This window comes from Gardnerella nova (genome assembly GCF_049244055.1).
GTDB classification, from domain to species: domain Bacteria; phylum Actinomycetota; class Actinomycetes; order Actinomycetales; family Bifidobacteriaceae; genus Bifidobacterium; species Bifidobacterium vaginale_H.
In genome coordinates this window covers 300,952-317,682 of the sequence record NZ_CP058369.1, presented here as the reverse complement: position 1 = coordinate 317,682, position 16,731 = coordinate 300,952, and the positions used below count along the sequence as shown (strand labels likewise).

Sequence of the window (16,731 nt, the reverse complement as noted above, 5' to 3'; positions counted from 1 at the left end):
GTTAGAAAAGACCCCAGCAAGCCAGCTTTTCAAAACCACCCACCGAGTCAATATAATCTTTCGCAATTTCCACAATCTGCGCATACGGTTTACCATCAACCATTTCATCCCCGATAGCACAAGAAAACTCAACCACCCGACCGGTTTCCTGCGCTTTCAAAAACGCGTAAATGTTAACCGACACGTCAGCTTTCGTAAGATCCTTACCATGAAGACCGCCGCCCGTAACAGCATCAGCCATGTCTGACCCGAGTTTTCGGTTAACCGCTCCCGTATCCACGCTGATACCACCAGTCCAGTCGCCTAAAGGATTAACAAACGCACTCGGATACTCTTTCAATAAGTCTTCTCGTTTAGCGTGAGACTGGCAGATGATAAGCTTTTCACCATCAAGAACATACTTGCCATCATACGGATACTTTTCATAAACCTTTCGAGCAATAGTAGAAAGCTTCTTCTGCTCGCCTGTTAGTGGCACGCCTTTAAAAATCCCGTTATCAGCGCAACGAACCATACCATCCTGGTTTCGGCTTAAATGCTTATCCTGCGGCACAACCGTAATATCAATCTTTACTTTCCCAGGGCTTAAACGGTGGATAATATTTTTAATATCCTTAAACTTAAACATCACCGTGCTTTCAATACACACGGCACACTTACCATGCCCGAGCATCACTTCAACAGCAATCTTCGGATTCTCATCCAGCTTGTAAGCCAGATCAACAATTGCTCCAGCAATACGATCCGCAATCTTGTCAACATGCGACGGGTTTACTTTTTCTATCATAATTTTTCTCCTAAATGTTTTTACGTGTAATAAGCAGGCGTTCCATTAAATCGTTTTGAGGTGAAACACCATCAAACTCAGTCGAACAGTTTTCTTTCACAATCTGGAAAATCTCATTCCAAAGCCTGACCGCCTGATTCATGTAGTTAATACCAATATTTATAAAAGGCGAAGGTATCGGTTTACCCGTAGTCGGATGCTTGGAAAGAAACCCGAGTTTACTGGTTACTTCCTCGCATTGAATCCAACGAGCACAACTCATCGCATACCGTTCAATAAGAGGAGATGGGACTTTACTGCTAACACCAATGTCTTTTAGCCACTTCCATGTTTCAGCGAAAATTTCTTTAGCCTGAAGCTGAGTACCGTCTTTTTGCGTGGCAGATAAAAACTCGTGAGGAACAGGCATTTCAGCACCTTCAAGCTCCGGAATATCAAGAACGCTTAAAGGCCTGCCACCAGGGTTTCCTTCACTAGCTTTTTCAACAACCGCTTTCTTTTTACGCCCGGCACCCACGCGTCTGCCGCCACGACCGCCAATATTATTTGATTTTGTAGGCAAACTTTCCGCCTCCTTCCCACGCGAGTTTTAACTATTAAAAAATTTTTGTGTTTGATTTTGCCTATTACCCTTTTGAATACGCTGTTTTTACGCAAAATACCCTGCGCCCGTTCCCCATGGGGTAGGCTCGTAGAGATTTAAACCCCCCTAGGGGGTGGGTTATTTGTTATGCCAGCGATCTCCACGCTTAGCGTGAATTTTAGAGTGACAGGATTTGCATAGAGAAATAAGATTATTCCTCTCATGCGTTCCGCCTTCAGCAATCGGTTTAATATGATGAACCTGTTCAACAGGAACAAGCATATGGTTCTTAAAGCAAAGCTCACAGAAAGGATGCTCTTTCACATAAGAGTCCCTTATTTTCTGCCATGCTCTGCCGTAACGCTTGTGAGCATCATAAGGACGCTCGTATTTTTCGTAGCGCCGGTTCTCTTGTTTTAAGTGTTTCTCACAAAACCTGCCGTCAGTTAGGTTCGGACAGCCTTGATAAGAACACGGTCTTTTAGGTTTTCTTGGCAAGACTCATCCTCCCTTCGGGAAGCTTACACTTGTGATACAATTGTTAAAATAAAATAGTTTACAGGTAGTTGTTATGAAAAAATGTAAAACCGTAGCAAATATCCTTTGGGCATTAGGCGTTTTCTCATTACTTTTAGTGATTTTAGAAGAAAGAAACATTACGCATTTTCTTCCCATATACTCAGTCCATAAGCCTACAACTACAGAGCAAATTAACCTATCCAATACGCTAACGCTATCCATTTGCTGTATAGGCTATCTTCTTTTAGGCATATCACTAGTTCTTAAAATCGTTACCGCTACATCAACAAAGAAACTGCCTCAAACTAACAAGCCAATATATATAAAGATCATACTTATCTCATTAAAAGTAGTAGCAGTCATTTTCACACTGCTCATAATTGCCTTCTCCTTATTATTTGCTTTCTTTTCCTTCCTAGTTTTAGTTGTTGATTTTAATACTCCGCAATAAGTAACTCAAAATAAGAAGGAGTTCACAGCATTAAAATGCTATGAACTCCTTCTGCCTATAGAAATATGATAATTAGCTTGCCATAAACTCCGCATACATTTGACCTAATATCTTGGCTTCCGTCACCGTAGGCAAAACATCAGTTTTAGCAGCTTGTTTCAAAAGGTCTTTATTTACATTTTTTAACGGGCCAAAATCTATACCATCAGCTAGTTTCTTGAAGGCACTAATGACATTATCTTTAGACGAATTAAATCGTTCTTGATAAAACATCTTGATTCTTTAACGCTTACTATGCTGATATAGCTGTGATATAGATTTTGAAAACCTTGTATCACTATTATCTTTCTTCATGGAAGAAACAATGAGATAGGCATCTGCGTCTGCAACCACGTCATCGTAACCAAATCCTTGTCCATCAGTTTTGCTACCCAAATGCTCCTTTAACCACTCCGATAAATCTTGATCTTTGGCAACCCTCCTATAATTTCCAAACATTTGTAGTAAATCTAACGACCATCCACCTAAATCACCTAAGCTGTAATCACCTTTATTTTCTGGTATTCCCCAGCAAATATAGCCTAAGGCAGTAGCAGCCATATGAGCAATATCTATAGTTGATACTTTGTCCTTAATAGAAGGCTGTTTTGAACATACAGCATGACATACAGACCGAGACTCCATATCGTTTTTGTCGATATTAGGTTCTGGAGTGTAAAGCCTCCACAATCCAAAGTATTTGTCACCCCAATATTCTGGTTTTCGCAGGTATTCAAGAATATATTGGCCAACCGCAAATCGATATGCAATCAATGGGTTAAAAATACCTTCAAACGCTTTCAAACACTCTTTTTCTGTTGTAGTCACCCATTTAATAAATTGAGTTTCGTCTTGCTGATATTTCTGAGATGATAGCACACTATTACAGGCTGGTATTTTCCCATTGTAAGCAACTTTGTCTAAGTCCCATTTACCGCCATATCCTGAGATTTCATGGAATTGATCATAGTTCCAGTTTTTAGGAATTGGGAATCCCAGATTGCCACTAAAACCAGTAGACATATCTGATACGAAACTAGAAACAGACAACCCTACATTAGATATCCTTGTACACACATTACGTGACGCATAAATGCCCACTGAGTAACGAGAATCAATAGTTTCATTAATACCTTTAAAATAAGGAATAATGTTACTATCAATCTGATAATCATAAATATCCATGTCTACCGCAAAATAGATTACTGTTGCTGGTACGCCTTTAGATAATGCTGCTTCACTAGCTTTCTTACCGTGTTCAAGACCTTTTTGATACGTAAAGTCGCTAAGGTTACGACCATTTTCTTGGAAAATAGGGAAATATTTCAAGCCTCCGTCAACAATACGTTTCAGCTCACCTTCACGGATTTCTTTAAACGAGCCACCTGTTAAATAACGTCCAACAATTTCATATCCATCACGTTTAAGAGTATTGAGTAATTCCGAAGTAATTTCAAAACGTGTGTCGCATGCTTTTGCTTTTCTGTCTGGATTGCCTTTACTAGTTAACAATGACATCCACGTGTTAACATCAAGTGCTCCGCTGACTGGAAGCTTATAGTCTTTCTGGAATTTGGTGAGTTGCTCAGCAAAATCATCATCCCAATTCTCATTTTGAAGACAATCATATCTAATACAATTAAGTACAGCTTTTGCTAACCACACCCACTTACCATAGGAAGAAGCGTTTTGCCTGCTAATAGTTTTCAAATTACGTCGTGTACCATGTCCAAAATTGCCCGTGGCATCATCAGGCGAATAACCCTCTAACGACTGTAAAATCTGAATAAGTGCAGTGTTCATTTCTCGACCATACAAGCCGTCACAAGGAATGATACCAGTATAATCCTTATAGGTTCGATTAACAGTTTGTTGAATAATTCTAACAACGCCAGTACCACCGTAACGATTTAGTAAAACAAACTGTTGCATAGAAAGAAGAGCTTTCATTACATCAATTGTGACTGTAGAATCACCACCAATACCCATATCATTCTTCAACTCTTTAACAGCACGCCCCGTTCCACTATAAAAGTGTTGCGTAATATTATTACTTGTCGAATAACCCTTACACCATAAAGCACCCTGAATAATAGAGTAAACATTACTTTTCGACTCATCACTATCATCTTGTTGTTTAACACCGTGCGGATAACGTTCGTTAAATTTCCGTGTTGTACCAGCACCAAAATTATTTGCTGTTGCTGTTATACCAAGCTCAATCTGCAAAGCACGAATAAGCCCATTAATTGTATCCCAACCAGTATTCCCATCAGTAATAACTGAACCAAACCCAGGCTTATCACCATAGGTTTTGTTTAACCATTGCTGTGTTTGCAATACCATCTGATCCATGTTGTGCCCTCCTTTTAGGCATGAAAAAAGCCCTGAAAGATTACTCTTTCAAGGCTTAGTATTTACAGTTTTTGCTAACTATATACTACCATATAGAAGGCTGTAACATCTCGTATCAGAGCGTACCAAACCGTACCATTTTTTCAGATTTGGATTAGATTATCTGGTAAAACTATGTGCTCTAACGCTTTCCCATGCCCTCTTATAATCGTCATTCTGCTAGCATGGAGTTCGTTACCAATATCCTCCCACGTCATGTTACTCATGTAGCGGTAGCGTAAAATCATCTGCTCATCCACGCTTTCAAGTTTAGAAATCACATCCAAAATCTGCTCTTTCAAACTGATAAGCATCGTAATCTCCATGTTAATCTTGGCTTCTAAATCCATAACCCTTATAAGAGCTTTCACAAACGGAGCTTCTATACTTCGAGTCGTCTGCACATACTCTCTGTCGTATCTTAATGAAGAAACACTTGTAGCAAGCTCACGCAGTCTTACTACTTCATCCATGTCAGCCTTAATTCGTTTATCAAGAAGATAGGCTTGCCGTAAGTATTCTTTTTTGTTCATTCTTACCTCCATTTTGAGGTAAGTTCTCTCTAGAACCCCTTTCCCTCACTTCGTTAATTGATAGTCTTGCCTTAACCGACTCGATTAAAGCATCCTGCACTTTAGCCTTCATGCTTAAAGCCCTCATCACATCCTCATCAATCGTGTTCTTAGTGATAATGTGATGGATTACAACCGTGCTGGTTTGACCCTGACGGTTAAGCCTGGCGTTCGTCTGCTGGTAAAGTTCCAAACTCCAAGTCAGAGAAAACCAGATAAGAGTAGAGCCGCCAGCCTGTAGGTTAAGACCATGACCCGCGGAAGCCGGGTGAATCAACGCTACAGGAATCATGCCGGCATTCCAGTCAGCAATATCAGCACTCGTTTTAATCTCACGCACGTTAAAACGATTCTTAATCCGCTCAAGATCATGCTTAAACCAGTAAGCTACAAGCACCGGTTTACCGTTAGCAGCCTCGATTAAATCCTCTAACACGTCCAGCTTACGATCGTGAATATGAACGCTTTCTTTTTTCTCGTTATAAACCGCGCCGCATGCCATTTGAAGAAGCTTATTTGAAAGAGACGCTGCGTTAATCGCATCAATCTCTTTACCCTCCAACGACACCACCATATCCTGTTTCAGCTCATCATAGAGTTTTCGCTCCTTACCGGATAACTCTACTTTCACCTCGTTTATCACACACGCAGGCATTTTCAAATAGTCTTTCGACTTCATCGAAATCGTAATATCAGCTATCTGCTTATAGATTAAACTCTCAGCACCATCTTTAGGCTTATAGGAAAAAATCATGTGCTGGTTACGCTTATCAGGATTAAAAAAGTTCTGCCGATAATACGTAATATAGCGGCCTAACCTTTGACCCATATCAAGCAGCCTAAACTCAGCCCACAAATCCATAAGCCCGTTAGAAGAAGGAGTTCCTGTAAGACCAACAATCCTTCTAACTTTCGGCCTAGCCTTCAGTAATGCTTTAAAACGTTTCGCCTGATACGATTTAAAACTTGAAAGCTCATCTATCACAACCATGTCAAAATTAAACGGCAGGCCGCTTTTCATTATCAGCCACTCCACGTTTTCACGGTTAATAATATAAACGTGAGCAGGCGTTTTTAGTGCTTGAATCCGCTCCTTCTCACTACCCGTCACAATAGAATAAGTTAGGTGTTTTAAATGCTCCCACTTTTCTAACTCTAAAGGCCACGTAGTGTTTGCAACCCTAAGAGGAGCGATAACAAGAGTTCTGGAAACATCAAAAGAGTCAAGCATCAGGTCGTTAATCGCCGTAAGACTTATAACACTCTTACCAAGTCCCATTTCAAGCAAAACCGCTGAAACCGGATGTGTGATAATAAAATCAGTCGCATACTTTTGATACTCATGTGGCTCGTATAGCATCAATCACACCTCCAATCTGACTCTTCTCATCAACCACGAAAACCTTAAAACCTAAAGCCTGTAAGTCTTTCATCCGTTTCACCTGTAAGACTCTAGGCTTTTTACCTGGTGCTTTAAGCTCGACAAAACCAATCTTCCCGCCGTTAAGTAAAACCAGCCTGTCAGGAAGCCCGTCAACAGAAGGACTCGTAAGCTTTATAGCCATGCCTCCAGCAGCTTTAACATCACGGACGAGTTTTCGCTCAGTTTCCTTTTCTCTTAAAAAGCCCATCAGATACCTCTTTTGCCATCTCAATGATTTTCTTATCAACTTCGTTTCTCGGCTCATCAGAAACATCGCCATAAAACACGTCAATATAGTGATTGCTTAACTGTGGGTGATCTTTGAACATATTGTCCTCAGCATGCGAAGATACTTCATCAATCATGTTCATGGCTTTTAACAGTCTGTCTTGATCTTTCACTAAAAGCACCGGGCTAATATCGACCACTAATTGGCTAATCAGACTCTTAGTCAGTCGCATTGCTGCTCCTGCTTGCTTGTAGGTTTCTACTGTTCTCTCATTTTTGTTAATCATGGTTTATTCCACCTTTCTCAAATCTTATTTTTCATTTATTGAATAGAGTTGTTTCACTCGTTGGTTTTGCCCCGTTTACATCAGGCGAATGTTATTTGTGTAGCCATGTATGCTTCAGACCCATCTTTTACTTTTCTCTATATACACTTATATTTCTTTTATTTTTTTCTCTTATATAAAAAGTAAAGAAAAAGGGTACACTACAATACAAAACCCCTATTTATCAGGCTTTTCTTTCTTGAAAACGTGCATGGTAGCGTGTAGGCAAAGACTATTTTCGTGTATGAAAAAATCCTATAGAACATTTTTCTCTGAACCCGGTTTTTACCATGTAAAACATTTGCCTACACGCCAATACATTTTTCAGGAAGTATCTTTAAGTTTTACCGTGCTTTACATCAAAGAAAATCCTCCTGTGCCTGCAAATTCGGATTAATGGAAAGCCCACACCACTGGTAGCCCTTACCCGTCCGTTTTTTGCTATAACCCGCTAACAGTAAAGCCTTAGAAAAATCCCTATCGTTTCTAACATATTCACCGTTAAGGTTTGCCCACTGGCGGTAAGACAAGTAAAGACTCCTACTCATCTCCGTTTCATTCACGCCCTTAATGCAATAATCAGTAATGAAATGACCTATCCAGTCGTTTTCAGCCCGATAAGCGTCCTTAGCCTGCTCTACCACCTTACAAGTAGGGAATTTATAACTGTTTTGGATATAAATCTTGGCTCCTTCAATCATCCATTGAAGTATTGCCCCACCTGCTTTTTGCAAAAGTTCATCAACATAGTCTGTTTTCGGATTCTTGATTTCTTTCGTAAACGGTGCGACAAAGATCCTCCGCCACGTTCCCTTATCGTTCGAACCAACTTTCGGCAGATGGTTCGTGTAGAGAATAGTTGAGTGGCTTGGCGTAAACGTAAAAGGAGCATAATATTTCCTCTCAGCTGAAATATCATCCACGCTTGCTATCTGTTTCAGCATGGAAATAGAAAGCCTTTGCCCTTCCTCAGTTTCCGAGGCAAGAATAAACCTTTTACCGCAAAGCTCCGCTAAATCCACTTTCACGTTTTTAGCCCGAGTGGTTAAAGACTCCGCAGGTATTTTCCCCGCATAATCTCCAAGCACATGTGCTTCCGCGTTAAACACGGTCGACTTACCGTTGCCACCTGACCCGTACACCAGCAAAAGCGATTCTTCAAACACTTGACCTATAAGCGTACTACCCGCATGGCTTTGAAGAAATGTCTGAAACTCTTTATCACCTGCGGTAACCATATCAAGCGTTGTCTGCCACAATCCCACGTTGTCCCATGAAGGGCAAACAGCGGTCATTTTCGTACAGTACAAACACGGATCATGTGCTTTTAGCATGCCTGTCTTTAAATCCACGATTCCGCAAGGCGTGTTTAGAATGAAAGCATCACGGTCCAGTTCTTCGTTTGCAACTTCCAGCATGGATTTAGCAAGCTTTAATATTCCGGACACTTTGCTGTGATCATTCATCTTCTTAGCAAACGAAAGATACTGTTTTGCCTGATTCACTTCACTCTTTGCTTTATCCGCCTGCTCTTTATCACCTGATGATTCAGCTTGAATGAACTGTTCGTAAGCTGTCTTAAACTCAACACCGGCATTCTTCAAAACCTTTTTAGCAATAAGCATGTAAAGTTTCATAACTTTAAGCTCAGACGCTTCCCACTTCTTGCCCGTCCAGTAAAGCCAGCCGGCAGACATCGTATAAACAGCCTTATTCTTGTTATGTTTGGCAAAAACCTCAGCCATCGCAATATCTGTTAAATCATCCGGCTTATACTCCTCATAGCTTTTGCCATACTCGCTAGGCGGAATATAACCTTCTTGACTTGCTACTTTAAGCCCGAACTTTTTAGCCGAATACCAGATTTTAGATAATTCTGCGTCAGGCAAAGGAGGATTACACCGTTCTGCTTCACTCAAAAACTTCTCATGAGTTTCATCTGTCGCCCCATAACGTTTGATGAGTTTTCCTGCAATATGACTAAGCCTAGAGTTTCTCTGCCCTGATGGTATTTCTTCTGTTCCTGCATCAAATTCACCAAAATCTTCTTCCGAAAGAAAATCAGTGACTGTTTTTTCACCCTCGTAAAGTTCTACCTGCGGAGTTTTAACACCGTAGAGAAAACGTGCAGCATCAAGAGCGTTACTGTCAAAATACGGGAATACTGATTGAATCCTTGTTTTAAGCTCCACATAAGCTTTAGCATCGCTTACTTCTTCAATTGGAAAATACACGTGAAAACGTGGTCTTGCACACTTCCCATGCTTGTCTTTCATGTGGTTTCTACTATAAGACGCGTAAAAGCACACGTTCGGAAACGCTAAAGCAACATCAAAAGGTGTCACCCAGTCTTTACCAACATCAGAATGATCGTTATCACAGTCCATCGGAATACAGGTAGATGAAATGAAATTATCTTTAGACCTATAACTGTTAGTAAACTGTGCTGTGACATGGTCAAAAGAGATAGCCTTATTAAAACTATCTCGATCACAGACTTTTATTTCGTCAGGATACAAGCAGTTACTACTGTTTCCCACACAGGAAGCTGTATAAATTTTGCATTCAAGCATCAATATTCACCCCCTAAATCCTTATCTGTAAAATACTTAATCGGCTGCCTGCGTTTTTCTGCAAGATTGATTTCTACTTGCATGCCGCCTGTGATTTTCTCCCCGAACACCCACAGCTCGTTGCACTTGCCTAAGAGGATAATGTCCATAAACATCGCATCCCCTCTATGCTTTTGATTCTCATCATCCATGAACGGGAAAAGCAGGTGTGGAGTGATAGGGATTGCTCCGCGTGAATACGCGTAAGCCGCACACCGGATAGCGTGGTTCACGTTTCTTTCTTTATCTCCACGGTAGGGAGCACAAATGTAGACGATAGGCTTAAAATTCGGTGTCGTTTCTAAATGCTTTTTATAAGACTTACCCACTTTTAGTCTCCTTTAACACCACGTTTTTGCTTACTAATATTGTTTTTAATAGTCATTCGCGTATCCTTTTACGTTCTTTCTGAAGGCGGTATTGCCTTCTAAATCACAGGCAAAGAAAAAGAGCAGGTTTTTAACCCTGCTCCTAAAATTTTTTTAATCTTTTTTGTAAAACTCGCACTCGTAGCCGTCAGCGCGTAAAACAAGCCCTTCCGCCCAGGGTGGTGTTCTTCCCATTAGCTCACACACGCTTTGAACACTCACATTCTTATCGGTTTCGATAATGGCTTCATCATGCACGTGAGCGACGATACGATATTCTTTCAGCGTTTGCATAGCGTAAAGTAGAATGTCACGAGCTATAGCTTGCGTAATGTTTTCCACAAATTTAGGCCCGTAGCTTTCCAGCCGCTCCCATTTTTTAGTAGACCCCACACCCTCATAGGTGACTGATTCGCCACCATACTTGTTTTCTTCCACGCGTGGCTTCACATAGTAAAGGCATCTTTTCGAAGGCAGTTTGATGATAAGAAACCCACTCTTGTAAGTGAACACTATATTGTGTGTTCGAACAGAAATGCGTTCGTGTACACACTGTTTTACAGCTCTGTCCACATCCCACCACAATGAAACAATATGTGGATTAGCAGATCTCCAATCATTAACTAACTGTTGCAAATCATCTTCATGTAAACCCATATCAAGAGCACCCATTGCCTTTAATGCTCCTACTGCACCACCGTAGCCACAGTTATGCACGAGCTTTCCCGATACGGTAAAACGATGATTTGGTCCGGCATTTCGTATGTCATAAACTCGAGCCTTGCTTCGATTAAACGCCAGTTTTTTCTGTGTTGCACTACAGCTGTATTTGCTCTTGATATGATTTCTTCTCTGCCTATTCCTTTCGATAACATTCTTGTAACTACCGATCTTGCGTATGGCCAATATTGTTGCTCCCACCGTGTTAGGATAGCGTTCTGCTTGTTGTTTTGATTGACTATTCTTGGAACAAAGCGGATATTTCCTTTTTCGTAGTTGCCGTTTGTATTTATCCGATCTAATTCCCAGTCTTTTTGCACATTGTCTACCTCTTGTAAAATCCACAAGCCTGCTTCTAAAACAGAATGGAAGCACCACTTTATCCCTCTTGCACCATAGTTTTTGTAATTTGGATCTCTTGGATTGATGCATCGCTGTTTCGCAGCACTTAGCCGCTTTTCTAGCCATATTGGTATTTGTTTCGGCTGCGAGCAAGCTTGACACCCTTTTGATTTGCCCGACTTTAGACTGTTTAAGTCCTGCCATTGAACGCTTCCGCACCCTACGCATTGTGTCAATACATAACAGTGGTTTTGCTTTTGATTCCAGTGTTTCTCTGCACTTATGATTTTCACCCAGCCGTATTGTTCTCCGACCATCTCCGGTTTGTATGAGATGTGTTTTGCAGATGGCGGATTCAATAAACCGTATTGGCTTCGGTTTCCCTTTAACCCAGACGAGATGGTCTGGTGTTGCTCTAAGTCCTTCATACTCGATTACCTCCTTTACACCCTTAAAAACAACTCCGTTATGGTTGACCCAGTTTTCTCCGTCCCACACTTTTTGTTTTGTAGTGACTTCTTCAATTGGAACAAGCCCTTCATCTGTGAGTACAAGTTCACCTTCAGCAATACAAGCAAGTTCCGCTATCTTACCTTTCTGCCGCAAATGCCCGTTTACTCCATGCTTTTCAACAGGCACGCTAAACATTTGAGATGCTGACGAGCAGTAAATGTCTTTACCTTCCTCGAATACTCGCATACGCCATTTTTCACCTGCAAGCCAAGCCAAGACTCTCGCTTCGATCGCTGAAAAGTCCGCGACAATAAACTTCAATCCCGTGCGTGGAATAAAAGCAGTGCGAATAAGCTGGGATAAAGTATCCGGAATATCCTCATAAAGCATTTCCAAAGCTTCAACATTTCCTTGTTTAACAAGACTTCTAGCCTCCGCTAGATCAGGCAAATGGTTTTGTGGCAGGTTTTGTAATTGCACGAGCCTTCCCGCAAACCTTCCTGTACGGTTTGCACCATAGAAGCGAAACATGCCACGCTCCCGATAATCCATGCATGCAGCGTTTTTCATCACCGTATACTTTTTCACCGATGATTTAGCAAGCTGCTGACGAAGCCGCAACACTTCCGCCAACTCTTTACCCACTGTCTTAAGTTCTTTAGCGACTTCTTTTTTACCAAGCGACTCCATTTCAAGACCATGCTTTTTAAGCCAAGAGCGCATTTGTAACACTGAGTTCGGGTTTTCTAAACCCGTAATATGCTTAAGCTCACTCATGAGATGCGTTTTCACCTCCTGGTCGAGTTTTATAGCTGAATCAACGAAAAGAGAATCTATTCCTATCCCACGATCGTTAATAGTTTGGTCGAGATAAAACTCCTGCCATAAAAAGTCTGGCACGGGAAAGCGTGAGAGCTTTTCTTGAATACTCATCTCAACTTCCACATCACGCTTGTTATACGATTTAAACAGCTCCCACTTTTCCTTATCGTGAAAATACTTGTTTCTTGTTCTTCCACCGTTTACTTTCGTAGGATTACACGGTAGGCAGAAGTATTTAATAAGATTCTTACCTTCAGTGAGTTTCTGCTTATCAAGCCCCAATACTGTTCCCACGTTTTCCAAAGACATGGGAAGTCCCAGGGTGGCTGACCAGATCATTGTGCAATGCCAGGAGCAGGGGTTTAAAAACAAGCCTTCACTTTTCACTGTCTGACCGTGGTTAACATTGATGCCTTTATCTCGCAGGTAGCGTGATAAGCAGACTCTTTCAAACTGAGCATTAAACGCCCACTTGGTCACAGTTTCATCCGTTAAAGCAGAAAGCACAACCTCGGGTATGGTTTCACCTTGCGCTAAGTCAACGACTTTAACCTCACTACCGTCCACACTGTAGCCAAAAAGCAGTATTTCAAAATCCTCTGATTCTGCGTACTTGTAAACACCACATTTACCAAGATTTACACTCGAAAACGTTTCCAAATCCACACTCAAATTTTCCAAATTACATCACCTCCAAGCTTATAAAAGAGGTGACAGAAAACCTGCCACCCCACTTATAGAATCTTCTAAATCCTGTTTTTCAGGAATCTTCTAATTCCTATTTAGAATGTGTTTAATATCAACGTAAAGACTCACGAGTTTCTTTACCGTGAAATCAAGAAGTAATACTCCTATAAACACTGAAATAAAAACCGCTATAACAATTTCCATAATTAACTCACGCTCCTTATGCTAGAAAGTCATCATCTTCTAAAGTCGTAAAATCATCGGTTGCGAGGCTACGTCCGCCGAGTGGCTCACCGTCTCGAATCTTTTGAATATTGCCAAGACCGCAAGCAACTCCCTTATTACCGTTAGAGTTAAACGCGTAAAAGTTGATGGAAACTCTCGCATAGCAGCCTGAATACACTTCACTACGGTCCATGATTGGTTTTACCTGCTTGTCTACAATCTGCGGAGCCGTGGTTGAGTTCGCGTTAATAAAGTAATGTCCTTTATACGCTTCATCATCACGCTCAATATCCCCGTCCCTGAGTGGTGTTTTAAGAGCAGCCTTATTTGGTTTCTTACCACCAAACTTACCGACACCTTCCTCAATAGCAGCATCAATAGCTTTCTCAATAGCGTTTACTGTTTCAACATCACTTTTAGGGATAAGCAGTGAAACACTATATTTTTCAGGACCGCCGTTAATAGACTTTGGCTCCCAACCATTAAAATAGGAAAGACGCGTGTTCTTACCTGTAATAACCTTCGTGTTATTTAATTTAGACATAATACTAATTCTCCTTTTTGAATTCGTTATTTGCGTTTGAAACATTAACTTTTGCCCGCTTATCCGAGTCTGGTACGAGCGTAAGTTTCCCGGACGGTTTTATAACGAGGTCGCCCAGAATATCCTCAAATTTTTTCTTGCCCATCAGCTTTTGCATTTCCGTTAAACCAATAAGACTAGTTTTGAAAATGTCAGTAAAGCCTGCGGCTTTTGCTTTCTCAATAACAGCTGTCTCATCCTTAAACTTGCGAACTGATCTGCCTTCCACGAGCTTGAAACCAGACCACTCTTTACCATGGTTAATAGCGGAATCTGTGGCGTACGCTAAAACATCATCAGCCCACTTCGTGAGCTTAGGTATAAGCGTGAGTACTTCTTCAATCTCACTATCCGTTAAAACAGAAGGCGGTTTGAACTCAAATTCTGCAAGTTTAAGGTTTTCTTCCGCACGTTTACGGCACGTGGCTTTTGCCCTGCAAAACCTGCACCAGTCACCGGCTTCAAATTCGCCTTCGCCTGCGCCTGCAAGCTCGGCTTTAGGTTTAAGCACGCTTTCAGCCCAAGAAATAAGCTCCGCGACAGGTAGTGTGAAAGTTGATACGTTGTCACGCCGTGGCTGAAAAATACTCATCTCAACAGTTTGAATCTCATACAAGCTGTCGAAAAGCGTTAAAGCTCCAAGCGCGTAGCATTTCATCTGCGGATTCTCGTAAGCATCAACCAGCACGCCTTGACCATACTTAAAGTCGATAACCTGCAGAGTTTTTTCGCCTACAATAATGCAGTCCGCTGTACCAAACCCGTCCGGCACGTAAGCTGAAAAATCAACTTTCTGCTCGATGAGAATAATAGGATCTTGACAGTTAAGTTTTGCCTGCTCGTATTTTTCCAACACGAAATCCACGTAAGCATCCGAGCATTCCTGCATCTCACTTGAGTCATACTCGGTTAACGGTTTTTCACACGGACGGTTAAGAAACTTATTCAGCTTGTACTCACACCACGCGTGTGCTGCCGTTCCTTCCTTTGCTGCAGCAGAAGTAGTGTTTTCAAACTTTTCTTCTAAAACAGCACTAGGAGTACACTTAATCCACCTGTGAGCAGAAGACGGTGAAAGTAAAGCATGCTTAGTCACTTGTCATACCTTTCGCCTCTTCAAGAAGCTCAGCGTACTTACTTTCGTCAAGTTCTGAAAGCTTGTTAGCTCCGAACTTGACGATAAGCGCTTTTACTTCCGCGGTTTTACCATGTTGGCTAAGTTTTGCTAAAACCGCCCGCACATCCTCTAAACTCACCTTTTTAACAGACTCCTTATTATTAGAAGCTGTTTCTTTACAACCAACACCAGAAGCACCGGCATCATCAAACAGCGTTTTAAGATGAACTGTTAAGTTTTCCAAGTCTTTGATGACTTCTCTCAATATTTCCTTGTTCACGGTTTTCCTCCTTAAACTTCTTTGACATCAACTGACTGAACACTCTTTCCAGGATCTAATAGATAGACTTGCGAGTAATCACCAAACAGCCAGCGGATAAACCGTTGAGGTAATCGCATCACAGCTCCACGTAGAACCTGTTTCTTCTCACCGTTTTCACCGGTGACGTTAATAACGATCTTGTGTTTCATGGTTTGCCTCCTTTCTATAAGGGGTTTCTTCCTTACACATCACAGGCAAAGAAAAAGGAGGAGTTTTTAACCTCCTCCTAAAAAAATTTCTAGAATTTTTTAACGCGTTTTTCTAAGCTTTTCGAGAGCCTTATCCAGATGCTTTTTCACGCCGGCAGACGAGATACCAAGCATGCTTGCAATCTCTGACTGAGTGTATCCTTCAATAAACATCAAACGAATAACCTGACGCTGCTTGTCAGTAAGCGTTGAAAACGCATTCTCCATTTCTTCTGACATTTCAAAACCATAATCGTTGGTAATAAAACCATAATCATCAGTAGTACTGAGAGCTTCAGCAAGATGACTTTTATCTACTTCAAGCTCACCATCTGCATCGAAGTCAAGCGAAAGATTATAGTTACGTGGAAAATGCTCTTCAGCAGCATACTCAACATCATCCTTGTTAGGCTCATAACCGTGCTTAAGATTAAAACGCCGGATATATTCTTCTTTCCACGCCCTAATCTCAGCTTTTTCTTCAGCAGTTCTACCTGGACGCAGGTTCTTATTGTTGTAGTAAACCTCACTGTCATCCATTGAGTGAAGCATCTTAATATCCGCTTGAGTGACACCATTTTCGCCTGGCTTGATTTCGATAGTTTCTTCACTATAACTACTATCTTCATTACGAACACAACTTGTATACTTATATGTTGCTCGATCGTTGCTATTAGTTTTGCGAGTCCTCATGCTCACCCTTCCCGCCTGCAGCGGTAGGGTGAAGACACATACAAAAAAGAGCCGATACTTTATGAAGTACCGACTCTAATACCTGAAAAACAGCCATAGTAGAATAGAGGTACTTCATAGGAGTCATGAAAAAACCATGAGGATCCTATTGACGTATCTCATCGCCCTATAGCTAATCAGGCTTTAACTGTTTATTAGTAGTGTCTTATTGATTAATCATTAACCACAATCTTGTTAATTGTTCCAAAAATTCTTATAACATTTACCCGCTCTTTCT

The 16,731-nt window shown here is 41.2% G+C and carries 18 protein-coding genes; 1 reads left to right on the top strand and 17 read right to left on the bottom strand.

Annotation, left to right across the window (positions count from 1 at the left end):
- Position 1: 1 nt before the first annotated feature.
- The 3 genes from HXT56_RS01340 to HXT56_RS01330 form a co-directional block, all read right to left on the bottom strand.
- On the bottom strand, positions 2 to 787 hold the full coding sequence (locus HXT56_RS01340; protein ID WP_421778239.1) for an S-adenosylmethionine synthetase N-terminal domain-containing protein: 786 nt from the start codon (positions 785 to 787) through the stop codon (positions 2 to 4).
- A gap of 10 nt (positions 788 to 797) precedes the next feature.
- The gene (locus HXT56_RS01335) at positions 798 to 1,349 is read right to left on the bottom strand and encodes a P27 family phage terminase small subunit (protein ID WP_415696794.1); all 552 of its coding nucleotides are present in this window, start codon (positions 1,347 to 1,349) and stop codon (positions 798 to 800) included.
- Positions 1,350 to 1,508: 159 nt separating this feature from the next.
- Positions 1,509 to 1,868: an HNH endonuclease gene (locus HXT56_RS01330; protein ID WP_032842295.1), complete on the bottom strand. Its 360-nt coding sequence runs from the start codon at positions 1,866 to 1,868 to the stop codon at positions 1,509 to 1,511.
- 73 nt (positions 1,869 to 1,941) lie between these two features.
- On the opposite strand from HXT56_RS01330, the gene HXT56_RS01325 reads away from it, so the two are divergent.
- Positions 1,942 to 2,340: a hypothetical protein gene (locus HXT56_RS01325; RefSeq protein WP_032842297.1), complete on the top strand. Its 399-nt coding sequence runs from the start codon at positions 1,942 to 1,944 to the stop codon at positions 2,338 to 2,340.
- A 72-nt stretch (positions 2,341 to 2,412) separates the two neighbouring features.
- On the opposite strand, the gene HXT56_RS01320 is transcribed toward HXT56_RS01325, so the two are convergent.
- The 14 genes from HXT56_RS01320 to HXT56_RS01255 all read right to left on the bottom strand — a co-directional run bounded on the left by HXT56_RS01320 (position 2,413) and on the right by HXT56_RS01255 (position 16,454).
- Positions 2,413 to 2,613 (bottom strand): hypothetical protein, encoded by a 201-nt coding sequence (locus tag HXT56_RS01320; protein ID WP_421778238.1) that lies wholly within the window; start codon positions 2,611 to 2,613, stop codon positions 2,413 to 2,415.
- A 9-nt stretch (positions 2,614 to 2,622) separates the two neighbouring features.
- Complete coding sequence (locus HXT56_RS01315) at positions 2,623 to 4,734, bottom strand: glycoside hydrolase domain-containing protein (protein WP_421778237.1); 2,112 nt, start codon at positions 4,732 to 4,734, stop codon at positions 2,623 to 2,625.
- Between the two features lie 143 nt (positions 4,735 to 4,877).
- Positions 4,878 to 5,306 carry a sigma factor-like helix-turn-helix DNA-binding protein gene (locus HXT56_RS01310; RefSeq protein WP_004105016.1) on the bottom strand — a complete coding sequence of 143 codons (429 nt, stop codon included), beginning with the start codon at positions 5,304 to 5,306 and terminating at the stop codon, positions 4,878 to 4,880.
- Positions 5,266 to 6,705 carry an SNF2-related protein gene (locus HXT56_RS01305; RefSeq protein ID WP_018645370.1) on the bottom strand — a complete coding sequence of 480 codons (1,440 nt, stop codon included), beginning with the start codon at positions 6,703 to 6,705 and terminating at the stop codon, positions 5,266 to 5,268. Before HXT56_RS01305 ends, HXT56_RS01310 begins: the two co-directional genes overlap by 41 nt.
- A complete protein-coding gene (locus tag HXT56_RS01300) occupies positions 6,686 to 6,976 on the bottom strand; it encodes a VRR-NUC domain-containing protein (RefSeq protein WP_004105020.1) in 291 nt (96 codons plus the stop codon). Before HXT56_RS01300 ends, HXT56_RS01305 begins: the two co-directional genes overlap by 20 nt.
- A complete protein-coding gene (locus HXT56_RS01295; protein ID WP_421778236.1) occupies positions 6,948 to 7,283 on the bottom strand; it encodes a hypothetical protein in 336 nt (111 codons plus the stop codon). The genes HXT56_RS01300 and HXT56_RS01295 overlap by 29 nt, the downstream gene beginning before the upstream one ends.
- Positions 7,284 to 7,681: 398 nt before the next feature.
- Positions 7,682 to 9,598 (bottom strand): phage/plasmid primase, P4 family, encoded by a 1,917-nt coding sequence (locus HXT56_RS01290; protein WP_421778235.1) that lies wholly within the window; start codon positions 9,596 to 9,598, stop codon positions 7,682 to 7,684.
- A 296-nt stretch (positions 9,599 to 9,894) separates the two neighbouring features.
- Positions 9,895 to 10,263 carry a DUF4406 domain-containing protein gene (locus HXT56_RS01285; RefSeq protein ID WP_018645381.1) on the bottom strand — a complete coding sequence of 123 codons (369 nt, stop codon included), beginning with the start codon at positions 10,261 to 10,263 and terminating at the stop codon, positions 9,895 to 9,897.
- Positions 10,264 to 10,416: 153 nt separating this feature from the next.
- Complete coding sequence (locus HXT56_RS01280; RefSeq protein WP_421778234.1) at positions 10,417 to 13,320, bottom strand: DNA polymerase; 2,904 nt, start codon at positions 13,318 to 13,320, stop codon at positions 10,417 to 10,419.
- Between the two features lie 226 nt (positions 13,321 to 13,546).
- Entirely contained in the window at positions 13,547 to 14,095 is a 549-nt protein-coding gene (locus tag HXT56_RS01275) for a DUF2815 family protein (protein ID WP_004105030.1), read from the bottom strand.
- A gap of 4 nt (positions 14,096 to 14,099) precedes the next feature.
- The gene (locus tag HXT56_RS01270) at positions 14,100 to 15,230 is read right to left on the bottom strand and encodes a DUF2800 domain-containing protein (RefSeq protein ID WP_421778233.1); all 1,131 of its coding nucleotides are present in this window, start codon (positions 15,228 to 15,230) and stop codon (positions 14,100 to 14,102) included.
- Positions 15,223 to 15,531 (bottom strand): hypothetical protein, encoded by a 309-nt coding sequence (locus HXT56_RS01265; protein WP_421778232.1) that lies wholly within the window; start codon positions 15,529 to 15,531, stop codon positions 15,223 to 15,225. Before HXT56_RS01265 ends, HXT56_RS01270 begins: the two co-directional genes overlap by 8 nt.
- 11 nt (positions 15,532 to 15,542) lie before the next feature.
- Complete coding sequence (locus HXT56_RS01260) at positions 15,543 to 15,722, bottom strand: hypothetical protein (RefSeq protein WP_004114712.1); 180 nt, start codon at positions 15,720 to 15,722, stop codon at positions 15,543 to 15,545.
- Between the two features lie 99 nt (positions 15,723 to 15,821).
- Positions 15,822 to 16,454 (bottom strand): sigma-70 family RNA polymerase sigma factor, encoded by a 633-nt coding sequence (locus HXT56_RS01255; protein WP_421778231.1) that lies wholly within the window; start codon positions 16,452 to 16,454, stop codon positions 15,822 to 15,824.
- Between the last annotated feature and the right edge of the window lie 277 nt (positions 16,455 to 16,731).